Origin of the sequence: Nonomuraea sp. NPDC049129, assembly GCF_040648495.1 — a bacterium.
In the GTDB taxonomy this organism is placed as follows: Bacteria; Actinomycetota; Actinomycetes; order Streptosporangiales; family Streptosporangiaceae; genus Nonomuraea.
Window position 1 is genome coordinate 26,939 of the sequence record NZ_JBEZDU010000016.1, and the last position, 17,384, is coordinate 44,322.

Sequence of the window (17,384 nt, forward strand, 5' to 3'; positions counted from 1 at the left end):
ACCGGAGGGGACCGGTGACCGGACCGGCGTGAAGGAGTCCCGATGTCGTCACAGATGTTCGCTGAGGCGTCCGGCTCCGGCGATGGCGCGGACTATCCCAACTCGGTCCTCGGCAAGGCCCAGCTCCTGCTGGGCGCCTTCGAGTCGGGGGCCTTCGAGCTCCGGCTCAGCGAGCTCAGCCGGCGCTCAGGGGTGCCGAAGGCGTCGGCGTACCGGCTCGCGCAGGAGCTGGTGCAATGGGGGCTGCTCGAACGCAGGGGGGACGTCTACCAGCTCGGCATGCGGGTCTTCGAGCTGGGGCAGCGGGTGCCGGTGGCGGCGGTGCTGCGCCGGGTGGCCCGGCCCCTGCTCATCGACCTGTTCGCCGCCACCCGGGCGACCATCCACCTGGCGGTCCTCGACGGCGGCCATGTGCTGTACGTGGAGAAGGTCGCGGGGGAGGCGAACGTCCACACGCACTCCCTGGTGGGCGGGCGGCTGCCCGCGTCGTGCACGGCGACGGGGAAGGTGCTGCTCGCGACGTGCCCCGACAGGGAGGAGCGGCTCCGCCGCCTCGCGCTGACCGGCTGGCCCTCCCTGACGCCACGGACGGTCGGGTCCGTCGAAGACCTGCGGCGGCAGCTTGAGGTGGTCCGGCAACGCGGTTACGCGGTCGAGACGGAGGAGATCCTGCTGGGGTTCGGCAGCATGGCGGTGCCCGTCGCGCTCGCCGACGGAACGGTCGTCGCGTCGGTGTCGGCCGCGGCACCGGTGGCGCGCCTGGTGACCAGGCGGCTGCTGCCCGAACTCCGCTCGACCGCCGCGGGCATCGCCCTGGCCATCGACCGCCGGACATGACCTGGCCGAGGCCGAGGACTTCTCGGCCTCGGAGGCTCAGGCGACGCGGTCCCGGCCCGGCCTCGCTTCAGAAGAGCTCAGGCGACGCGGTCCCGGTCGGCGGCGAGTTGGAGGGCCACGTCGATGATCATGTCCTCCTGCCCGCCGACATACCCCGCCTCGCCGACCCGCTGCAGGATCTCGTGCGCGGGCACATCGTACCTCAGCGCGGCCCGCTCGGCGTGCAGCAGGAAGCTGGAGTACACCCCGGCGTACCCCTGGGTGATCGCGGAGCGGTCGGCGAACGGCAGGCGCGGCAGGAACGGCTTGACCACGTCCTCGGCGGCGGCGAGCGCGCCTTGAACGTCCACGCCGGTCGGGACGCCGAGCCGTTCGAACGTGGCGACCAGCACCTCGGTTGGCGCGTTGCCCGCCCCGGCGCCGAGCGCGCACAAAGCGCCGTCGATCTGGCGGGCGCCGTTCTGGGCGGCCAGGACCGAGTTGGCCACGCCGAGAGATAGGTTCTGGTGGCCGTGGAAGCCGACCTGCGCCTCGTGGCCGATCTCGGCGACCAGCGCGCTGACGCGCGCCTGCGCCTCGCCGAGCACGAGGGCGCCGGCGGAGTCCACCACGTAGACGCACTGGGCGCCGCCGTCCACCATGATCCGCGCCTGCCGGGCCAGCTCGGCCGGGCCGACGCGGTGCGACAGCATGAGGAAGCCGACGGTCTCCATGCCCAGCTCGCGAGCGGCGGCGAAGTGCTGGAGGGAGACGTCCGCCTCGGTGCAGTGGGTGGCGATCCTGGCCACCGACGCGCCCGCGCCGTGCGCCTGCTTGAGATCTTCCACCGTGCCGAGGCCGGGCAGCAGCAGTACGGCGATCTCGGCGGAGACCGCCTCGTCCACCGCGGCGGCGACCAATTTGATGTCGTCCTCGAGAGAGAACCCGTAGTTGAAGGACGAACCGCCGAGACCGTCACCGTGCGTGACCTCGATCACCTCTACCCCGGCCTGGTCCAGGGCGTGGACGACACCACGTACCTGCTCCTCGGTGAAGCGGTGGGCCATGGCGTGGCTGCCGTCACGCAGTGTGGAGTCAGTGAGCCTGATCTTGTCGCCAATACTCTTGTCGGTCACGCGGAGACCTTTCCGAGCGCGAGCTGCTCGCCCACGCGGGCGGCCGCGGCGGTCATGATGTCGAGGTTGCCGGCCCACGCCGGCAGGTAGTCGCCGTTGCCGCGCACCTCCAGGAACACGGCCACGCGGGCATGACCGTTCCAGACCTCGCGCGGGCCGTCGAACTGGGGATCGGCGCGCAGGGCGTAGCCGGGCACGTACGCGGCGACGTCGGCCACCATCGCGTGGATCGAGGCGGCGATGGCGTCGGTGTCGGCGTCGGCGGGGATCGCGCAGAACACGGTGTCCCGCATGATCATCGGCGGGTCGACCGGGTTGAGAATGATGATCGCCTTGCCGCGGTCCGCGCCGCCGACCTGTTCGACCGCGCGGGCGGTGGTCTGGGTGAACTCGTCGATGTTGGCCCGGGTGCCCGGCCCGGCCGAGCGGGAGGCGATCGAGGCGACGATCTCGGCGTACGGCACCGGCACCATGCTGGAGACCGCGTGCACGATCGGGATCGTCGCCTGCCCGCCACACGTGATCATGTTGAGGTTGGGCACGTCCGACAGACCGGCCAGGTTCACCGGAGGGCACACGAACGGTCCGGCGGCGGCGGGCGTCAGGTCGATGGCCTTGATCCCGGCCTCGGCGTAGCGCGGGGCGTTGGCCAGGTGCGCCTTGGCCGAGGTGGCCTCGAAGACCAGGTCCGGCAGCCGGTCCTGGGCCAGGAGCCAGTCCACACCGCCCGCGGAAGCCTCGACGCCGAGGGCGCGGGCACGGGCCAGGCCGTCGGAGGCCGGGTCCACCCCGACCATGGAGTGCACGTCGATCGCTTCGCTGCGCAGCAGCTTGACCAGCAGGTCGGTGCCGATGTTCCCGGGGCCGACGATGGCGGCGCTCAGCCTGGTCAAGCGATCTCCTCCTGGAAACGGGCGGTCACGGTGCCGATCCCGGCGAAGGTGGCGCTGACGATGTCCCCAGCGGTGACCGGGATGGCCACGGTGATCGAGCCGGGCAGGACGACGTGTCCCGCCTCCAGGGCGACACCCTGCTCACCGAGGGTGTTGGCCAGCCAGACCAGCGCGTTGAGCGGGGAACCGAGCACGGCGCCGCCCGCCCCCGTCTGGACCAGGTCGCCGTTGCGGTGCAGCAGGCAGCCGGCCAGCGCCAGGTCCACGGTCTCCAGCCGGATCGGGCGGGTGCCGAGCACCACGCCGCCGCTGGAGGCGTTGTCGGCGATGGTGTCGGCCAGGGTGATCCGCCAGTCCGCGATCCGGGAGTCGATGATCTCCAGAGCGGGCAGCAGGAAGTCCACCGCCGCGACGGCCTCGGCCGTGGTCACCCCGGGCCCGGACAGGGGGCGCTTGAGCACGAAGGCGATCTCCGGCTCGATTCGCGGCTGCAGGAAGCGGCGGGTGTCGATCGGGGCGCCGTCCAGGTGGAACATGGAGTCCAGCAGGTGTCCGTAGTCGGGCTGGTCCACGCCGAGCTGGCGGCGCATCGCCGCCGAGGTCAGGCCGACCTTGTGACCTTTGACGACCGCGCCGTCCGCGACCAGGGCGTCGATCTGGTGGCGCTGGATGGCGTACGCGTCCGCCACCGACAGCTCCGGATAAGTGGTGGTAAGTGGCTGGATCGGGTCGCCGGTACGGTACGCCGCCAGCAGATCGGCGGCGGCCTTCTCCACGGAGCCTGGCTCCACAATCGCTCCTCTCGCAGTTCTTGACATGGGTCGTTCAGAAGTGCCGACGCGGCCGGAAGGGGGCCGCGCCGGCGGTGGGCGTCAGCCCTGGGTCTGCGAGGGGAACGTGCTGTGCATCCAGCGGGCCGACACCTGAGCGCTCTCGTAGGGGTCGGCGATGTCGGGACGGTCCACCTCGACCATCAGCCACCCGTCGAAGTCGCCGGGCAGGTTGCCGATGATGCCGGGCAGGTCGAGCTCACCCCGGCCGGGTTCGACCCACAGCCCGGCGAGGACGGTCTGCTGGTAACCCCAGTCCTTCTCGCGCCCTTCGGCGGCGACGCTGAGCCGGCAGTCCTTCACGTGCACGAACGGGATCCGCTCGGCGTAGTCCTTTACGAACCGGCCGACGTCGGCGCCGGCCCACGCCAGGTGCCCCGTGTCGGGCAGGAAGCCGAGCCGGGACGCCGGAATGGCGTCGAGCACCGCCCGGCCCTCCTCCTCGGTCTCGATCCAGGTGCCGACGTGCGGGTGCAGCGACGGCCGGACGCCCTCGGCGACCATGGCGTCGGCGATCCGTCCGATCAGCGCCGTCACCGCCTCCACACGGGAGTCGTCGGCGTCGTACGCCTGCGCGGGGTGCGCCACCCGCGGCTTGTCCTTGCCCATGCCCATGCCCAGACCGATCTCGGTCAGGCCGAGCCGGGCATGCTGGCGGGCGGTCTCGGCGGCACCGGCCACGACGTCGTCCTCGGTGCCGTCCCTGCCGTCCGAGCGGCAGACGAAGTAGCCGGGAGCGAGCGTCAGGCCGGTCTCGTCCAGGAGCGCCTGGTACTGCTCCACGGTCCAGCCGGCCGGGACCTCCGCCATGACGACGTCGAATCCGGCCTGCTTGATCAGGGACAGCCGCTGCTTCGGCTCGGGCGCGAGGGACGGGTCCAGCCATCCGTCGGCGCTGGCCATCCATTGGATCGGGTTGAGCGCGATCTTCGGTGTGCCGGACATATGGCTTCCTTTCAATAGATGGGGGGTCAGGATGTGGGGGCGAGTTCGCCGGCGAAATGGCAGGCGGCCCGCTGGCCGGTGGCCGTGAGGGTGAGCTGAGGGTCGACCTCGGTACAGATCGTCCGCTCCGGGTTCGCCAGCGGGCCGATCGGGCACCTGGTACGGAACCGGCATCCGGAGGGCGGGTTCGCCGGGCTGGGCAGATCACCGGGCAGCACGATGCGCTCGCGCGAGCGCGCCGAGACCGTGGGGACGGGCGACGACGACAGCAGGGCCGCGGTGTAGGGGTGCTGCGGGTTGCCGTAGACGTCGGCGGCGTCGCCGTGCTCCACGATCCGGCCGAGGTACATCACCGCGACGGTGTCGCTGAGGTGACGCACGACCGACAGGTCATGGGCGATGAACAGGTAGCCGAGCCCGAGTTCGTTCTGCAGCTTCTCCAGCAGGTTGATGATCTGCGCCTGGATCGACATGTCCAGCGCCGAGACCGGCTCGTCGAGGATGAGCGCGCGCGGCTGCCGGGCCAGCGCGCGGGCGATGCCGATCCGCTGGCGCTGGCCGCCGGAGAACGCGTGGGGGTAGCGGTCGAGGTACTCGGGGCGGAGCCCGACCTGCGTCATCAGGGATCGCGCCTCGTCCTCGCGCTCCCGCCGGCCGATGCCTCTGAACGCGAGCGCCTCGGCCAGCGACTGCCGGATGGTGCGGCGCGGGTTCAGCGACGCGTACGGATCCTGGAAGAGGTACTGCACCGAGGAGCGGACCCGGCCCAGATCCTCCTCGCCCAGCCCACTCACGTCGGCGCCGTCGATGAGGATCGACCCGTCCGCGACCTGGTTGATGCCGACGATGCTGCGCGACAGCGTCGACTTGCCGCAGCCGCTCTCGCCCACGAGCCCGAGCGTGCGGCCCTGGTGCACCGTCAGGCTCACCGAGTCGACGGCGTACACGGGTGGCTCGCGGTGGAACAGCCCGCGCCGCCGGGATCCGACGTCGACCTTCAGGTCCCGTACCTCCAGCACGGCCGTGGCCGCAGGGGGAACGGCCTGCTCGGTCTGTACGGTGACGGTGGGTTCGTCCTCCACAGGCGCGGCGGGTTCGTTGACCGAGATGTCCACGGCCCGCTGGGCGACGAAGCAGGCCGCCGCCTGACCCGCGTCACCGATCTGGAGCAACGCCGGTGGCTCCTGCTCGCAGGCTTCCTCGGTGAAACGGCACCGAGGGGCGAACGGGCAGCCGGGTGGCGGCGCGGCGGGGTCGGGCGGCGCTCCCGGGATCGCGGGCAGCGGCCGGCCGATCCGGTCGTCGTCGAGGCGGGGCATGGCCGCCAGCAACGCCGCCGTGTAGGGGTGGCGCGGACGCTCGAAGACCTGCTCGACGGTCCCCTTCTCGACCGTGCGGCCGCCGTACATGACGACGACGTCCGTGCAGAGCTCGGCCACCACTCCCATGTCGTGGGTGATGATCGCGATGGCGATGCCCAGCTCGGTGCGGAGCCTGGCCAGCAGGCGCAGGATCTGCGCCTGGATGGTGACGTCGAGAGCCGTGGTCGGCTCGTCCGCGACCAGCAGCGCGGGGTCGTTGGCCAGGGCGATCGCGATGACGACGCGCTGGCGCATGCCGCCGGAGAACTGGTGCGGATAGTGGTTGATCTTCGTCTGGACGTCGGGGATGCCGACCTGCTCCAGGAGTTCGATCGCGCGCTCGCGCGCCGCCCGCTTGTCGACGCCGTGTACCGTCATGGCCTCGACGATCTGGTCGCCCACCTTCATGACGGGGTTGAGCGCGGACTGCGGGTCCTGGAAGACCATCGCCACCTTGCTGCCGCGCCGGCGCCGCATCTCGCGTTCGGGCAGCGTGAGCAGGTCCTCGCCGTCGAAGCGGATGGAGCCGGCGACGACCTCGCCCGGCGGGCGGAGCATGCGCATGATCGATCGGGCCGTCACCGACTTGCCCGAGCCGGACTCGCCGACGATGCCCAGCACGTCGCCCGGGTAGATGTCGAAGCTGACGTCGTTGACGGCCTTGACGCCGCCCTTCTTCAGGCGGAACTCCGTACGCAGGCCCTCGACCCGCAGGAGCGGCATGCCCTTGCCCGTCGCCGGCAGCGGTGACTCGGTGGTGTTGGGGGAGGTCATCGGCGGTTCACCGCCTCGTTGAGCGCGTCCGACAGCAGGCTGAAGCCGATCGCGAGCAGGAGAAGGAGCAGGGCGGGGCCGATGATGTACGTCGGCGCCTGGGTGACGAAGCGCAGGCCGTTGTTCAGCAGCACGCCGAGCGAGGGCGTCGGCGGCTGCACGCCGAGGCCGACGATGCTCAGTCCGGCCTCGATGTAGACGCCGACGACCATCCAGACGGCGCCGTTGACGACGATCGCGTCCATCGCGTTCGGCAGGACGTGGCGGACGAGCAGCTGCCGGCGCGAGACGCCGATCACCCGGGCGGCCAGGACGTACTCCCTGCTCTGCTGGCTCAGCCACGCGCCGCGGGCCAGGCGCCCGGCGGTGGGCAGGCCGCTGATCAGAATCGTCAGGAAGAGCGCCGGCCAGCCCGGCTGGAGGATGGCGACCAGGCAGATCCCCAGGATCAGGCCGGGGAAACCGATGATCACGTCGAGCAGTCGCTGCACGGCGGCGCCCAGGCGTTCGGAGATCGCGCCGGTCAGACCGAGTAGCGTGCCGATCGCCATGCTGAGGGGGACCGCGGTGAGGATGAGGCTCAGGTCGATGCGCAGGCCGTAGACGCTGCGGACGAAGATGTCCCGGCCGAACTCGTCGACGCCGAAGATGTGCGCGCCCGACATCCCGGTCAGCGACTGCGGGCCCTGCTGGTCGTAGCCCCCGGGGAACAGCACGGGCGCCAGCAGGGCGGCCAGTCCCAGGAGGAGGAGCATCGACAGCCCGACCACGCCCTTCGGTGTACGGAAGGCGGACAGGTAGCGAGCCAGGGTCGGGTTCAGCCGACGGCGGGCCTGTGGCGGCGCCGCGTCGGAGGTGGTCAGGGGAAGGTCTGCCATCCCTACTCTCCCAGTTTGATGCGCGGGTCGAGGGCCGCCAGGACGACCTCGGTGAGGATCTGACAGATCACCGCCACGAAGACGATGGCGAGGATCAGTACCTGCAGCACGGTGAAGTCGCGGGTCTGCACGCTGGAGACGGCCAGCTGGCCGAGGCCGTTGCGGTTGAAGATCGCCTCGATGATGACCGCGCCGGCCAGCAGGTTGCCCACCTGGAGCCCGACGGCGACGACCGCCGTGCCCACGCTGTTGCGCAGCACGTGCCGGACGGTGATCCGCGCGGCCGACGCGCCCTTGCTCAGCGCCAGGTCGACGTAGTCCTCGTTCTTGGCGGCGAGCATCTCCGCCTGCAACAGGCGGGCGACGACCGCCGCCGAGGGCAGGGCCAGCGCGATGGCCGGCAGGATCAGGAACTGGAAGCCGATCACCGGATCGTCGACGAAGCTGACCTCGCCGCTGACGGGCAGCCAGCGGTTCAGTACGCCGAAGACGAGGATCAGCGCCAGCCCGGTGAGGAACGACGGGATGGCGACGAAGAAACTGTTGATCAGGTCGAGGCCGGCCCGCGCCCAGCGGCGTCTGGCGGAGCCGACCAGGACTCCCAGGAGCGTTCCACCCAGGATGACCAGCAGCGTCGCGAACACCGACAGCTCCACGGTGCTCTTGAGCCGGTCGCCGATCAGGCTCGCGACGCTGCGGTGCAGGAGGTAGGACTCTCCGAGGTCGCCCTGGAGGAGCCCGGCGATCCAGTCCCAGTACTGGAGCACCAGGGGCCGGTCCAGCCCCAGCTGCTCCCGGATCGCGGCGATGGTGGCCGCGGTCGGATCCGTGCCGGCGAGGGTGACGGCGACATCCCCCGGTGCCAGGCGAGGCAGGGCGAAGGCGACGATCGAGCTCGCGAAGAGCACGAACACCAGCGATGGGATCTTGCGTATCAGGAACCGGACCATCGTCTCGATACCGCCAGTCGGTCTAGAGGTCGATTACTTGGACAGCCAGGCCCGGCTGATGTCGAGGAAGCCCATCTGGGTCGGCGCGAGGCCGTTCAGGGCGTTGGAGCGCACCGTGAGGGTGGGGCGCGTGATCAGCGGGAGCACGAACGCCTGGTCGGCGAAGTAGGCGCTGTAGTCGTGGAGCGCCTTCTGCTGGTCGGGCGTGGTGCTGGCGGTGGTGACCGCCTTCACGAGCTTGGTGTACTCGGGGCTCTTGAAGTGCGAGACGTTCTCGTCCGCCAGCAGCTCCGGGCGGCTCACGACGGCGCTGGCCGGCGAGAGGCCGTTGCTGTTCATCATCAGGAAGGCGGGCGTGCCCATGTCCTTGGCCGCGACCTTGGCGTCATAGTCGGCCGTGGCGATGACCGGCTTGGCCTCCAGCCCGACGGCGGCCAGGTTGTTCTTGACGATCTGGAAGACTCCGGTGGCCTCGGGCGTGTTCAGCATGGTCACCTCGAACGAGGTGCCCGCCTTCACACCCGCCGCGGCCAGCATCTGCTTGGCCTTGTCCGGCTGGTAGGTGTACTGCTTGGTCTGCGCGGCGTCGTAGCCGATCGTGGAGGGCCGCCACGGCAGGTTCGTCGCCTGGGCCTGCCCGCCTTCGACCTGCTGCACGATGCGGTCGCGGTCGATCGCGTAGTGGATCGCCTGGCGCACGGCCTTGTTGTCGAACGGCGGCTTGGTCACGTCGAACCCGAGCGGGATCGCCGCGCCGCCGGAGGACACGAGGGAGAAGCCCGGCTGCTGGCTCAGGCTTCGCGCGTCCAGCCCCGCCAGGCCGACGCCGTACTGGACCCGGCCGCTGCGGATGGCCGCGACCATCGCCGTCGGGTCCTTGATGAGGTTGACCTCGATGCTGTCCAGGCGGGTGTTCTGGACATCGCGGTACTTGGCGTACTTGGTGAGCTGGAGCTTGCCGCCCGGGGTCCACGACTTCCACTCGAAGCGCCCGGTACCGTCCACCTTGGTGCCGGCCGCGTAGTCGGCGTAGGCGTCCTTGTTCGGGATCGGCATCGTCTCGAAAAGGTCGAAGATGTTCGGCAGCGGCTGCTTGAAGGTGAGCGTCAGCTCGTAGTCGCCCTTGGCCTTCATCTCGGAGATCTGCGCGGCGATCGACTGGTTGGCCGCCCCGGTCTTCGGGTCCTGGACCTTCTCGATGGCGAAGGTGACGTCGGCCGCGGTCAGCTTGCGGCCGCTGTGGAAGGTCACGTCGTCACGGAGCTTGATGTCCATGCTCTTGCCGTCGGGAGCCAGGGTCCACGACTTGGCCAGGACACCGTTGGGCTGCCCGGTCTTGGTATCGATAAGGGTCAGCGTCTCGAAAACGGCGTACTCCCACAGGATGTTGCCGAAGGAGGTCTTGAGGAAGGAGCCCGGCTCGGCTTCGGTGGTCTGCCCGACGACCAGGTTGCCGCCCTGAGTGGCCGGGCCGGCGGAGGCGGAGTTCCCCGGGGCGCCCTGGGTGGCGGCGCTGCACGCGGCGGACGCGAGCAGCGCCGCGCCGGCAGCGCTTGCTGTGAGCCGGCGGCGCCAATTCGTCACTGACATCGATACTCCTCGAGACGTTCTGGGGGGTGTGTATGCCGGGGTGTCGGGAATTGTACAGTCGGCCCGATTTGTCCCCTGGCGAGGAGCATGGTTCGCGACTCAGACAGGCACAACCCGCCGCTTTTAGTTTTGTTCCCGTCATAAAGGGAGCGTTTTCGGTACGGCCACGCCATCCGTAGCCGAGGACGGCCGAGATGATCACCAGGTGCCGAACGGGTGTCGGCAGCGTGATCGCCAGGCATTCGCACCGTCGCGTCACCGTCCTTCAGGTGGTGGCCTCACACCCTAGGACCGGAGGATTCCGACGTACCCCCGCACCGGTTCGCTCACCGGAACAGCCCATCCGTGGTCCCCGCCCCTGCTCGCCGGTTCACTGACCGAGACGGGGCGCCACGCCGGTCGGCCGGAGCCGGGTAGCCTCCGGGATCATGCCTCTGACATACGCGTTCATCGAGTACGGCGGTCCGGACGTCCAGCGTTTCCTGGACGTTCCCGCGCCCGAGCCGGGCGAGGGCGAGGTGCTCGTCGAGGTGCGCGCGGCCGGCGTCAACCCGGTGGACTGGAAGGTCCGTGAGGGCATGCACCGTGCCTTCCTGCCGCTGCGGCTGCCCGCGACCCTCGGCCGCGAGGTCGCGGGGACCGTGGTGCGGACCGGCCCCGGAGTGGCCGGCCTCGCCGCCGGTGACCGGGTCTTCGGCAGTACGGTCGGCGGCAGCGGCGGGTACGCCGAGCTGGCGCTGCTGCCGGCCGCCAAGGCGGCGCGCATGCCGGACGGACTGTCGTTCACGGACGCGGCGGCGCTGCCGATCGCGGCGGGCACCGCCTATGAGAGCCTCGCCGAGCTCGGCCTGGCTCCGGGGCAGAGGCTGCTGATCCTGGGCGCCGGTGGGGGAGTGGGCACGATCGCGGTCCAGCTCGCGGCCATGGACGGAGTCGCCGTCGTGGGCACCGCGAGCGCGGCGAAGCGCGCGTTTCTCCTGTCCCTCGGCGCCACAGCGGTGGCCTATGACCGCGACGACGTCGCCGATAGGCTCCGCGATCTACTTCCGGCGGGCGCCGACGCCGTGCTCGACCTGGTCGGTGGTGACGCGCTGACCGGCGTGGCGGGCGTGATCACCGAACGGACACGGGTGACCACCGTGGCCGACGAGAAGATCGCCGCCCGCTTCGGCGCGCGCCCGCTGAAGCGGACGGGTGGTACGGGGACGCTGCCGGCCTTGGCCGAGCTCGTGGCCGCCGGGAAGCTGGATCCGTGTGTCGGCCGGGTGTTTCCGCTGGCCGAGGCGGCTGAGGCGCTGGCGCTGGTGGAGTCCGGCCACGTGTCCGGCAAGGTCGTGCTCGACGTCGCCGGGCATCGCTGAGACTCACTTACGCTTTCGCCGGCGGCTCGTTGAGAGTCGTGCTCACCACTCCGCGCAGAGCCGTTCGGTCGCGCGGAAGGCGAGGGCCATGATCGTCAGGACCGGGTTGACGCCGCCGTTGGTGACGTGCACCGAGGCGTCCACGACGTAGAGGTTGTCATGGCCGTGGACCCGGCCCCACCGGTCGACGACCGACGTCCGCTCGTCGTCGCCCATCCGGCACGTGCCCGACTGATGCTGTCCGCCGTGCAACGCCAAGGGAACCGGCCCGCTCCACGTCCGGCGCGCGCCCGAGGCGACGAGCCATTCGCGGGCCCGTTCCCGGAGGTGGGCGGCGGTCCGCAGGGTCTCGGGATGGGTCGTGCCGGACAGGCGGGCGACGGGGATGCCCCAGCGGTCGCGTACATGGCGGTCGAGCCGGGTCCGCGCGTGCGGGCTGGGGATCTCCTGGACCGGCCCTCCCACACGCATGACACGCCGGTAATTGTCGCGCATGTACCGCTTGTTGAGCGCGCCCCAGCGGGGCAGGTCCGGCGGCAGGTTCCGCGCCCAGAAGGCGATGGGCAGCACCGTGAACTCGTCCGCGAGCATCGCACCACCGACGACGCCGTCGTTGTGATGCGCGAGGTCGAGCGTCGCGACCGAGACCCCGGGGCCGCGTCCGTCGTGCATGGGCTCGTCCATCTCGGCCAGCGCCCACACGTAGGCGTGGCCCTGCAGATGTCGCCCCACCTGATCGTGGTTGTTGCCCAGCCCGTACGGCTCGCGCCGGGTCGGTGAGTTCTGCAGCAGCCGGGCGGTCTCGATCGCGCCGGCGGCGCAGACCACCACCTCGGCCTCGACCACGTGACGTGCTCCCGAGCGGTCCACCCAGCGGACGCCGGTGACGCGGCCCCCAGCGTCGCAGATGACGCGTTCGGCGACGGCCTCCGGCTGCAGCCGGGCGTGGCCGGTGGCGAGCGCGCGGCGCAGGACGGTGTTGTGCGAGCCGTTCTTGGCGTCCACCGGGCAGGCGAAGCCGACGCAGTGCTGGCAGCGGGTTCAGGCGGCCCGCTCGGCGTACGGCACCGAGTTGATCAGCAGCGGCACCGGCAGCATGTCCCAGCCGAGGGCGGCCGCGCCCCGCCGCAGCGCCCTGGCCTGCGGGCCCTCGGGAAGCGGGGGCATCGGGTATGCCTTCGCGCGCGCCCAGTGACGGCTGCTCGCCGCGTGGTCGCCGCACACCCCGATCTCCCATTCGGCGCGCTCGTAGTGGGGTGCCAGGTCGTCGTAGCCGATGGGCCAGTCGGCGAGGCTGCTGCCCGCGGGGACGCCGTACGTGCCGGCCATCGTGAAGTCGGCGGGCAGGAAGCGCCACGCCTGGGCCCCGTAGAGCCGGGTGCCGCCGCCGACCAGCGTGGCGTTGCCGTGGAAGCCCGGCTCGTGTGCTCGTACCAGCTGCTCGCGGCCCGTCATGTCGACGGCGACGCGTGGGCTCCCCTCGAGGTCCGGTCCGGACCGGTGCGGATAGCGGGCGATCCGGTGATTGCGCAGGTGGTCGCGGCCGATCTGCTCGTAGGTGAGGTCGCGACCGCGCTCCAGGACGAGCACCCGCTTGCCCGCCTGAGCGAGGACCACGGCGGCCACCCCGCCGCCGGCGCCCGACCCGATCACCACCGCGTCCACCCGCTCGCCCCGCCCGGCGTCTTCCCGCATCAGTCGCTCACCTCGAACCCGATCAGCACCGCGACCGCCGGCATCAGTCGCTCACCTCGAACCCGATCATCCGCCATGAGACGGCGTCGTGGTTGCCGCCATTGCCCGGATCGCCGTAGAAGCCCTCCATGACGTGCTCCACCACCGTGCTCACGAACGCCGGCGCGTCGAACGGCCACGGCGTGCGCGTCTCCCCGGCTTCGACGGCGCGCAGCAGAGCCTCCCGCCGGTCGGGTTCGAGCAGGCCGAACCGCACGCCGTACGTCTGGCCGGCCTCGGCGTCGAGGGCGTCGAGGCCGGCGCCGTAGTACGCGCGCAGACCCGCCAGGTCGCGCCCGAACTGCCCCTCGAGGTAGTCGAGGACACCGGCCTCGACGCCGCCCGGATGCTCGTCGGCGGGGACGATCGTGTCGACGACCGCGCTCAGGGTCGCGACCTGTAAAGCGGTCAGGTCCGCCATCACGGTCAGCTCTCGAAGCGGCCCGCCGGACGCTCACACGTGCTCTCCAAGGTGACGACCTGCGCGGATCCGTCGATCGCGGACAGCGCCTCGAGCACGTGGAAGGCGAACGCGGCGTTGGCGCGGTGCGGGCCGCCCTCGATCGCGTCGGCCAGATCCCGTACGCCGAGCCCCCGGCGGGCCTGCTCCTTGGTGCCGACCGCGCCGAACAACTCCACGACCGGCGGCAGGACGGTCCAGTCCGCCTCGCCGTGCCGCCGCACCCGGACGTCGCCGTCGAAGTGGTTGGGGTTGGGCACCGACAGCGTGCCTTCGGTGCCGTAGATCTCGATGGCGGGCAGATCGCTGTCCCAGACGTCGAAGCTCATCAGCGTCGTGCCGATGACCCCGGAATCGAAGACGAGGACGCCTGAGGCGTGGGTGGCCACCTCGACGTCGATGTGGTCCACGGCCCGGTCCGGCGCGGTCACCGTGCGTACGGGGGCGCCGATGCGGGCGGCCCCCGCCACGGACCTGATGGGGCCGAGCAGGTTCACCAGTATGGCGAGGTAGTACGGGCCCATGTCCAGCACCGGGCCGCCGCCGGCCTGGAAGAGGAAGCGCGGGTCCGGATGCCAGGTCTCGGCCTTGCTGTGCCGGATGAACGCCGACGCGCCGATGGGCTCGCCGATCAGCCCGTCGTCGAGCGCCTTACGCGCGGTCTGGCTGGCGCTGCCGAGGAAGGTGTCCGGGGCCGAGCCCAGAACGCGCCCGCTGGCCGCGGCCGCCGCCAGCACCGTCTTCGCGTCGGCGACGGTCGTGGCGATCGGCTTCTCGACGTAGACGTGCTTGCCGGCGTCGAGCGCCCGCATGATGGTGCTCGCGTGGTGCGCCGGCGGGGTCAGGTTCACCACGATGTCGATCGAGTCGTCACCGTAGAGCTCGTCGGCGTCCCCCCACCCCGGGATGCCGTGCTCGCCGGCGGCCCGCTTGGCCCGGTCGACGTCGATGTCGCCGACGCGGACGATCTCGAGCTCCGGGTAGCGGGCCATGCCGGTGACGTACCGGCCGAAGATGTTGCCGCTGCCGAGGATGCCGATGCGGTGGTGTGTCGCCATGTTTTCGCTGTCCTTCCTTAGGGGATTCAAAGGTGCCTGATCGTGAGGGCCTGCCTCACATGCGTGCTGGGGCCCGCTCGACCACGGTCCAGGCGAGGCTGTCGTCGGCACGCAGCACCGCGTCGATCAGGTGCGCCGAGCGGACACCGTCCGCGGCCGTCGGCAGTCCCTCCACCTGGTGGCCGGCCATGGCCGAGTAGGCGTCGTCGACGAACGCGCGGAAGCAGTCGCCGTACCCCTGGGAGTGTCCCGACGGAAGCGTGGCCAGGCGGCGCTGCTCGGCCGAGCCCCGGCCCGGGTCCCGTACGACCAGCCGGGCGCCGTCGGCGTCGCCGAGCCATACCGACTCGGGGTTCTCCTGGTCGAACACGGCGCTGCCGTCCGCGCCGTCGAGCTCGAACCAGAGGCGGTTCTTGCGTCCGGCGGAGACCTGTGACACCGTCAGCGAGCCCAGGACCCCGTCGGCCGTCCGCAGCAGGACGGCGGCGACGTCCTCGGTCGAGACCGGCCGCAGTCCGTTCGTCCCGCTCTCCGGACCGTCCGGACTGCTTGTTCCACTGTCCGGACCATTCGCACTAAAAGTGTCGCCGCTGCCCGCCGGGCGCGCCGGGATGGTGACGCCGAGCCGGGCCGTCACCTCGTGGAACCGTACCCCGGCCACCCACTCGACGAGGTCGCACCAGTGCGACCCGATGTCGGCGAAGGCGCGGGAGGGCCCGCCCCGCGCGGCGTCGACGCGCCAGTTCGTGGTGCCGGTGTCGAGCATCCAGTCCTGCAGGTAGCTGCCGTGCAGGAGTTGCCAGGCGCCGAAGTCGCCGCTCATCCGGCGGGCCCGGATCTCGCGTACCAGGGGGTGGTAGCGGTAGACGTACGGGACGGCGAGCGTCCGGCCGGTCTCGGCGGACACCGCGGCGAGCCGCTCGGCGTCGGCGAGCGACGTCGCGATCGGCTTCTCGCAGATCACGTGCTTGCCGGCCCGCAACGCCGCCGCCGCCTGGTCGGCGTGCAGCGCGTTCGGCGTGCAGATGTGCACCACGTCGACCGCGTCATCGGCGAGTACGGCCGCCAGGTCCGGGTAGCGCGCCGGGACGTTCCACTCGTCGGCGAGCGCGGCCGAACGGCTCGGGGTGGAGCCGACGACGCCGCGCACGGTCGCGCCGACGCCGCGCACGGCCGCCGCGTGTACCGAACCGATGAAGCCGGCGCCGACGATCACGGCTTGAATATGCGGATGCGCCACGTTCAGACCTCCGGACAGGTGTATTGCCGTATAAGAGCATGATTGAGGCCATTGACAGCCACAAGATGCCGTCTTTAGTTTCGTCGCATGCAAAAAGACGACGAGCACGGGCCGACACCTGTGGCCATCGCGCTGCGCAAGGTGCTCCGTATGATCGCCACCGGCGAGGCGACCAGCCGCGCGGCTATCGCGCGGCTCACCGGCCTGGCCCGATCGACGGTGAGCCAGCAGGTGGACAGGCTGATCGAGCTCGGCATCGTCGAGGAGACCGAGTCGAGCCAGTCCGTACGCGGGCGGCCGCCACGAGCGCTCACCATCAGCCCGCGCGCCGGCACCATCGCCGTGGCCGACGTGGACGTCTCCGCGACCCAACTGGCGATCGCCGACCTCAGCGGCACCGTCATCGCCCGCGACACCGTGGACATGTCCGTCGACGGCGGTCCCGAGAAGCTGCTGGCCGTGGTGTCCGAGCGGCTGCGCTCGATGCTCGACGAGCACGACCATGATCCGGCTCGGGTACGCCACGTCGTCGCCGGCCTGCCCGCACCGGTCGACTTCCAGCGCGGCTGCGCGGTACGCCCGCCGATCATGCCCGGATGGGACGCCTACCCCGTCGGGGACTACCTGCGCGGGCAGTTCGGCGCCGCGGTCACGGTGGACAACGACGTGAACCTGATGGCCCTGGGCGAGGCGACCCAGGAGATGGCCGACACGCCCCTGCTGTTCATCAAGGTCGCCTCGGGCATCGGCGCCGGCATCGTGACGGCCGACGGCTCGGTACATCGCGGCGCCGACGGCGCGGCCGGCGACATCGGGCACATTCGGGCGCCCACGCGCCGCGACGTCGTCTGCAGATGCGGCAAGACCGGCTGCCTGGAGGCAGTGGCCAGCCATCGCGCGGTCCTGACCGACCTCGGCATCACGCCGTCCTCGTTCGACGACCGGCTGCACGCCTCGCGCGAGCTGGCCCGCCTGGTCGCCGACAGCGACACCAGCGCACTGCACCGCATCCGCCAGGCGGCCACCGACATCGGCGAGGTGGTGGCGATGCTGATCCACACGCTGAATCCGCGCACGCTGGTGCTCGGCGGCCCGTTGAGCGAGCTGCAGGACGAGATCCTGTCGGGGGTACGCGCCGCGGTGTACGAACAGGCGTTGCCGCTGGCCACGCGCAAACTCATCATCATGCCGAGCCAGCTCGGCGCCGACGCGGGGATCTTCGGCGCGATCGCGCTGGCCAGCCGGGAGGCCTTCAGCCAGGCGGGGGTGGGCCGCCTGCTCGCCGAGGCATGACCGCCCGTAAGGTGTCCGGGCTCATGCCGCTTTGGCCGCCCGATCGCGCGGCGGCTCGGCTAGGC

Annotated in this window: 16 protein-coding genes and 1 pseudogene; 3 read left to right on the top strand and 14 right to left on the bottom strand. The window is 71.1% G+C overall.

The genetic code is table 11. The annotated features are described in order from the left end of the window. The first annotated feature begins 42 nt into the window (after positions 1–42). Positions 43–837 (top strand): IclR family transcriptional regulator, encoded by a 795-nt coding sequence (locus AB0B64_RS38900; RefSeq protein WP_357954332.1) that lies wholly within the window; start codon positions 43–45, stop codon positions 835–837. Between the two features lie 77 nt (positions 838–914). Here the strand turns inward: AB0B64_RS38900 and dmpG are convergent, their stop codons facing one another. The 8 genes from dmpG to AB0B64_RS38940 all read right to left on the bottom strand — a co-directional run bounded on the left by dmpG (position 915) and on the right by AB0B64_RS38940 (position 10,173). Then, a complete protein-coding gene (dmpG, locus tag AB0B64_RS38905) occupies positions 915–1,952 on the bottom strand; it encodes a 4-hydroxy-2-oxovalerate aldolase (RefSeq protein WP_358184108.1) in 1,038 nt (345 codons plus the stop codon). Next, positions 1,949–2,845 (bottom strand): acetaldehyde dehydrogenase (acetylating), encoded by an 897-nt coding sequence (locus tag AB0B64_RS38910; protein ID WP_358184111.1) that lies wholly within the window; start codon positions 2,843–2,845, stop codon positions 1,949–1,951. Before AB0B64_RS38910 ends, dmpG begins: the two co-directional genes overlap by 4 nt. Then, a complete protein-coding gene (locus AB0B64_RS38915; RefSeq protein WP_357954326.1) occupies positions 2,842–3,636 on the bottom strand; it encodes a 2-keto-4-pentenoate hydratase in 795 nt (264 codons plus the stop codon). The genes AB0B64_RS38910 and AB0B64_RS38915 overlap by 4 nt, the downstream gene beginning before the upstream one ends. Before the next feature lie 81 nt (positions 3,637–3,717). Beyond that, positions 3,718–4,620 carry a sugar phosphate isomerase/epimerase gene (locus tag AB0B64_RS38920; RefSeq protein WP_357954324.1) on the bottom strand — a complete coding sequence of 301 codons (903 nt, stop codon included), beginning with the start codon at positions 4,618–4,620 and terminating at the stop codon, positions 3,718–3,720. A gap of 26 nt (positions 4,621–4,646) precedes the next feature. Then, positions 4,647–6,755 carry an ABC transporter ATP-binding protein gene (locus AB0B64_RS38925; protein WP_358184114.1) on the bottom strand — a complete coding sequence of 703 codons (2,109 nt, stop codon included), beginning with the start codon at positions 6,753–6,755 and terminating at the stop codon, positions 4,647–4,649. Next, complete coding sequence (locus tag AB0B64_RS38930) at positions 6,752–7,633, bottom strand: ABC transporter permease (protein WP_357954319.1); 882 nt, start codon at positions 7,631–7,633, stop codon at positions 6,752–6,754. Before AB0B64_RS38930 ends, AB0B64_RS38925 begins: the two co-directional genes overlap by 4 nt. A 2-nt stretch (positions 7,634–7,635) precedes the next feature. Further along, positions 7,636–8,583 (bottom strand): ABC transporter permease, encoded by a 948-nt coding sequence (locus tag AB0B64_RS38935; protein WP_357954316.1) that lies wholly within the window; start codon positions 8,581–8,583, stop codon positions 7,636–7,638. Between the two features lie 33 nt (positions 8,584–8,616). Further along, complete coding sequence (locus tag AB0B64_RS38940) at positions 8,617–10,173, bottom strand: ABC transporter substrate-binding protein (RefSeq protein WP_357954314.1); 1,557 nt, start codon at positions 10,171–10,173, stop codon at positions 8,617–8,619. Positions 10,174–10,601: 428 nt separating this feature from the next. On the opposite strand from AB0B64_RS38940, the gene AB0B64_RS38945 reads away from it, so the two are divergent. Then, positions 10,602–11,534: an NADP-dependent oxidoreductase gene (locus AB0B64_RS38945; RefSeq protein ID WP_358184118.1), complete on the top strand. Its 933-nt coding sequence runs from the start codon at positions 10,602–10,604 to the stop codon at positions 11,532–11,534. Positions 11,535–11,576: 42 nt separating this feature from the next. On the opposite strand, the gene AB0B64_RS38950 is transcribed toward AB0B64_RS38945, so the two are convergent. The 6 genes and pseudogenes from AB0B64_RS38950 to AB0B64_RS38975 all read right to left on the bottom strand — a co-directional run bounded on the left by AB0B64_RS38950 (position 11,577) and on the right by AB0B64_RS38975 (position 16,002). Further along, entirely contained in the window at positions 11,577–12,218 is a 642-nt protein-coding gene (locus tag AB0B64_RS38950) for a GMC family oxidoreductase (RefSeq protein ID WP_358184426.1), read from the bottom strand. Between the two features lie 36 nt (positions 12,219–12,254). Continuing rightward, positions 12,255–12,557, bottom strand: a pseudogene (locus AB0B64_RS38955) (GMC family oxidoreductase N-terminal domain-containing protein); the annotation flags it as partial. A gap of 18 nt (positions 12,558–12,575) precedes the next feature. Further along, positions 12,576–13,229, bottom strand: coding sequence for an NAD(P)-binding protein (locus AB0B64_RS38960; protein ID WP_358184121.1), 654 nt, complete (start codon positions 13,227–13,229; stop codon positions 12,576–12,578). Positions 13,230–13,272: 43 nt separating this feature from the next. Beyond that, complete coding sequence (locus AB0B64_RS38965) at positions 13,273–13,689, bottom strand: gluconate 2-dehydrogenase subunit 3 family protein (protein WP_357954309.1); 417 nt, start codon at positions 13,687–13,689, stop codon at positions 13,273–13,275. Between the two features lie 5 nt (positions 13,690–13,694). Continuing rightward, positions 13,695–14,786 (bottom strand): Gfo/Idh/MocA family oxidoreductase, encoded by a 1,092-nt coding sequence (locus AB0B64_RS38970; protein ID WP_357954307.1) that lies wholly within the window; start codon positions 14,784–14,786, stop codon positions 13,695–13,697. A gap of 55 nt (positions 14,787–14,841) precedes the next feature. Then, positions 14,842–16,002: a Gfo/Idh/MocA family oxidoreductase gene (locus tag AB0B64_RS38975; RefSeq protein ID WP_358184124.1), complete on the bottom strand. Its 1,161-nt coding sequence runs from the start codon at positions 16,000–16,002 to the stop codon at positions 14,842–14,844. Between the two features lie 111 nt (positions 16,003–16,113). Here AB0B64_RS38975 and AB0B64_RS38980 point away from each other — a divergent pair, with 111 nt between their 5' ends. After that, positions 16,114–17,319, top strand: a complete 1,206-nt coding sequence (locus AB0B64_RS38980) for an ROK family transcriptional regulator (protein WP_358184127.1) — start codon at positions 16,114–16,116, stop codon at positions 17,317–17,319. Positions 17,320–17,384 lie beyond the last annotated feature (65 nt).